The following is a 4,451-nucleotide window of genomic DNA, read 5'->3' as shown; positions in this document are numbered from 1 at the left end:
CCGTCGGTGCAGAACCCACTGGTCCTCCCGCCGCCCAATTCGGGTCAGAACGTCCCGGTGCTGGAGATCAATCCGCCGGGGCCCGACGCGCCACGCAACGCCCCGGTGGTGGCGCCGCCGCGAGGGCTGGACGCGCCGTCGCTGGCGATCGCGGCGGCCAAGGCCGCGCCAGTGACCCGCGTCGACCCCGCCAATCCACCGAAGCCACCGACCCAAATCGACTTCAACCAACAGGTGCAGAAGGTCGTGAATTCCCACCGGGAGAACGTCGACATCCTCAAGGTCGACGATCAGAAGTTCGTCAGGCCGCGCCACTGGGATTACATCGACTACGACGACATCTATCGCCGTCCGACCATCTACAACCCGCTCAATCAGCCGGTGACGTTCCGCTACTTCTACAACGGCGCCTACCAGGAGGCATACCTGCCGCGCGGGGCCCGGATGGTGCTCGATGCCACGAGCGTCGGCGTCGTCCCCTTCACCGCGGTGGGCGACAGCTATGTGGCGGCGGGCAGCTTCTACGGCGGGGGTTCAATACCGTTGAACGGGTACAACGGGCCGCCGCCGCCCGATTACAAGCCCCCGGCACCCCCGAAGCTGTACGAGAACGTCACGCTGTTCGTCCCCGCCAAAGGCGAGACCGTGGAAGTGGGCCACGTGGCGGTGGTGGGTCACGACGGCAGCCAACCCGCAGGCGGCCAGGACACCTTCCTGCTCGACGACTCCACCCTGGCCTGGGGACAGATCGACAACTCCACCAGCGCCCCCGCCCAGCTCATGGTGATCAAGACCCAGCCGACGCCGGGTGCCGGGCCAACCGACGATGGAAGCTTCTTGGTGCTACTGGCCGTCCATCACCAGGAGCCCGGTCAACCCAACCAATCCGGGTGGACCTTGGCGCTGCGGTTCGGGGGGTTTGCGGTGGTCGTGGGGCTGGTCGCCTGGCTGCTCGCTCGCCGGAGCCGGACCGCGGAGCAGAACGCTGACTCCTAGCGGCCCCCGCATCTCGGTTCCGTGGTAGCCGCTAAGCTGCAGGTCAAAGCCATAGGGGAGTCAGTGACCAAGTCAAGGTATGTCGACAATTGACCGGCTGGTCTGAGCTGCTCGGTGCGGTCGCGCTGATCGCCCTGGGCGGATTGTTCGCCGCGATCGATGCCGCCATCAGCACGGTGTCGCTGGCCCGGGTTCAGGAGTTGGTGCGCGACGAGCGGCCCGGTGCGGTGGCGTTGTCCAAGGTCATGTCGGAACGGCCCCGCTACATCAACCTCGTGGTGCTGCTGCGGATCACCTGCGAGATCACGGCAACCGTGCTGCTGGTGGTGTTCCTCTATGACAACTTCGGGCTGAGGTGGGGATTGTTCGGCGCCGCGGCCATCATGGTGGTAACCAGCTTCGTCGTCATGGGGGTGGGGCCACGTACCCTCGGCCGTCAGAACGCCTACTCCATTGCGTTGACGACAGTTCTTCCGCTGCAAGTGATCTCGTGGCTGTTGATGCCGATCAGCCGATTGCTGGTGGTGCTGGGTAATGCGGTGACGCCCGGCCGAGGGCTGCGGAACGGGCCGTTCGCCTCCGAGATCGAGTTGCGCGAAGTTGTCGACCTGGCTCAGCAGCGCGGCGTGGTCGCCGCCGAAGAGCGCCGGATGATCCAGTCGGTCTTCGAACTCGGTGACACCCCGGCCCGCGAGGTGATGGTGCCGCGCACCGAGATGATCTGGATCGAAAGCGACAAGTTCGCCAGCCAGGCCATCAACCTGGCGGTACGCAGCGGGCATTCCCGCATCCCGGTGATCGGCGAAAACGTCGACGACATCGTCGGCGTCGTGTACTTGAAAGACCTTGTCCAGCAGACTGTTTTGTCCGGTGACGGTGGCCGAACCCCTCCGGTGTCCAAGGTGATGCGGCCGGCGGTGTTCGTGCCGGACTCCAAGCCGTTGGACTCGCTGCTGCGGGAAATGCAGCGCGACCGCAACCACATGGCCCTTCTCGTCGACGAGTACGGCGCGATCGCGGGCCTGGTCAGCATCGAAGACGTGCTGGAAGAAATTGTCGGCGAGATCGCCGACGAGTACGACCAGGCGGAGACGGCACCGATCGAAGACCTGGGCGACAAGCATTTCCGCGTTTCGGCGCGGCTGCCCATCGAAGACCTGGGCGAGCTGTACGGCGTGGAGTTCGACGACGATCTCGACGTCGACACCGTGGGCGGCCTGCTCGCCCTGGAACTGGGCCGGGTACCGCTGCCGGGCGCCGAGGTGGTCTCACACGGTCTGCGGCTGCAGGCCGAAGGCGGCACCGATCACCGGGGCCGGGTACGGATCGGCACCGTCCTGCTCAGCCCGGTCGACTCCGACCGTTCATCCGATGGCGAGGAATCCGAGCAACATGACTGAATTCCGTTCCGGTTTCGTATGTTTGGTCGGGCGCCCGAACACCGGCAAATCAACGCTGACGAACGCGCTGGTCGGGAGCAAGGTCGCGATCACCTCGATGCGGCCACAGACCACCCGGCACACCATCCGCGGCATCGTGCACCGGGAAGACTTCCAGATCATCCTGGTCGACACGCCGGGCCTGCACAGGCCGCGCACCCTGCTGGGTAAGCGGCTCAACGACCTTGTGCGCGATACCTATTCCGAAGTCGACGTGATCGGGTTGTGCATCCCGGCCGATGAAGCGGTCGGTCCGGGAGACCGGTGGATCGTCGAGCAGATTCGCGCGACCGCGCCGAAGACGACCCTGGTCGCCATCGTCACCAAGATCGACAAGACGCCCAGAGATCGGGTAGCCGCGCAGTTGGTGGCGGTCAGCGAGCTGATCGGCGACTCGGGCGAAATCGTCCCGGTGTCGGCGGTGACCGGGGAGCAGGTCGACATCTTGATCGACGTGCTGGCCGGGGCGCTGCCGCCCGGCCCGGCGTACTACCCCGACGGTGAGCTGACCGACGAACCCGAAGAGGTCCTGATGGCCGAGCTCATCCGGGAGGCCGCCCTCGAGGGTGTCCGCGACGAGCTGCCGCATTCGTTGGCGGTGGTCATCGACGAAGTCAACCCGCGCCAGGATCGCGACGATCTGATCGATGTGCACGCCCTGCTCTACGTCGAACGCGACAGCCAGAAGGGGATCGTCATCGGCAAGGGTGGCGCCCGGCTGCGGGAGGTAGGCACCGCCGCGCGCGCCCAGATCGAAAAGCTGCTGGGCACAAAGGTTTACCTGGAGCTGCGCGTCAAGGTCGCCAAAAACTGGCAGAGCGACCCCAAACAGCTTGGCCGGCTGGGCTTTTAGCGGTCACATCCGCCGGACCGCGCACGCCCGCCCGCGCTGGCGACCAATAGGTGAGTTCCTGGTGTGCTAGCGCCGGTGCTAGCGCACTCCAAAAACAACCCACGCCCGCATCGCGGTCACCGGCGGCCAGTCAGCGTGCTCAGGCGAGTACCCGGATGGACTGCAACGACGGATCCGCGGCGTCGGGGAGATTCATGCCGGCCTTGACGCCCGAGCAAAGGTAATCCAGCACAGCATCATTGAGACGCTCGCCGGGAACGACGGCGGGAATGCCCGGGGGATAGGGCGTGATCTGTTCGGCGGCGATCCGGCCGGCGGCATCCTGGGGGGATACCGTCTCGACCCGCCCGAAAAACGCGTCGCGTGGCAGCTCGACGGTCTCCAATTGCAGGTCCGCCGGAGAAGGAAGCGCGATGCGCGGGGGCCGCTCGAAGTCGTCGGTCGAGCTTCGCCATGCCCGCAGCGCATCGGTGAGACGCCCCAAGGTCTCCTTGTCGTCGGCCATGGACAAGGTGGCAAGAATGCGACGGTGATCGCTCATGCCCGTATCGATGTGCGCATGCGCGCGTAGCCAGTCGGCGGCCTGGTAACCCGATGTGCCCGTGGCCGACACATCGATCAGCACTTGCATCCGGTCCAGGTCATGAGAGGCCTGCGCGCCGAGCAGTTCGTCGTCGAGCACCTGCACGTCGGGAATCAGTTCGATCTCCTCGCGCACCTGACGTGCCAAATCCAGTGCGGAGCCGAGCAATTCGTGACCGTGCTCCACCATCTGCCGGCGCCAACCGTCCATGCCCGCATACAGCAGGACGCTGGGACTGGTGGTCATCAGCAGATCCGCGCAGCCAGAAAGGCGGTCCTGATCGATCAGGTCGCCCTGCACATGGAACACCGAGCCCTGTTCGAAACCGGCGCCCATCTTGTGCACGCTGACAACACAGACGTCCGCGCCCGCATCCATCGCCCAGGTCGGCAGGTCCTCATGGAACGGCAGGTGCGCCCCCCATGCCTCGTCGATGATCAGCGGCTTTCCGCGTCGATGGCACACGTCGGCGATGCCGGCAATGTCCGCACAGGTGCCATATGGGCTGGGACTGACGACCAGCGCCCCGGCGGCATCGGGGTGCTTGTCCCAGGCTTGGTCAACTTGCTGCGGCGACGGC

Annotated in this window: 4 protein-coding genes; 3 read left to right on the top strand and 1 reads right to left on the bottom strand. The window is 65.9% G+C overall.

The window, feature by feature from the left end; genetic code table 11:
* From A5782_RS22830 to era, 3 genes are all read left to right on the top strand, one after another.
* On the top strand, nucleotides 1–996 hold a 996-nt coding region (locus A5782_RS22830; protein ID WP_067104364.1), incomplete at its 5' end, for a hypothetical protein.
* 89 nt (nucleotides 997–1,085) lie between these two features.
* Nucleotides 1,086–2,396, top strand: coding sequence for a hemolysin family protein (locus tag A5782_RS22825; RefSeq protein ID WP_067104363.1), 1,311 nt, complete (start codon nucleotides 1,086–1,088; stop codon nucleotides 2,394–2,396).
* Complete coding sequence (era, locus tag A5782_RS22820; protein ID WP_067104362.1) at nucleotides 2,389–3,288, top strand: GTPase Era; 900 nt, start codon at nucleotides 2,389–2,391, stop codon at nucleotides 3,286–3,288. Before A5782_RS22825 ends, era begins: the two co-directional genes overlap by 8 nt.
* A 139-nt stretch (nucleotides 3,289–3,427) precedes the next feature.
* On the opposite strand, the gene A5782_RS22815 is transcribed toward era, so the two are convergent.
* A partial coding sequence (locus A5782_RS22815; protein WP_067104361.1) for an aminotransferase class I/II-fold pyridoxal phosphate-dependent enzyme occupies nucleotides 3,428–4,451 on the bottom strand: 1,024 nt, incomplete at its 5' end.

The organism is Mycobacterium sp. 852002-40037_SCH5390672, from assembly GCF_001665875.1.
GTDB lineage: Bacteria > Actinomycetota > Actinomycetes > Mycobacteriales > Mycobacteriaceae > Mycobacterium.
This window is presented reverse-complemented; position numbering and strand designations above follow the sequence as displayed.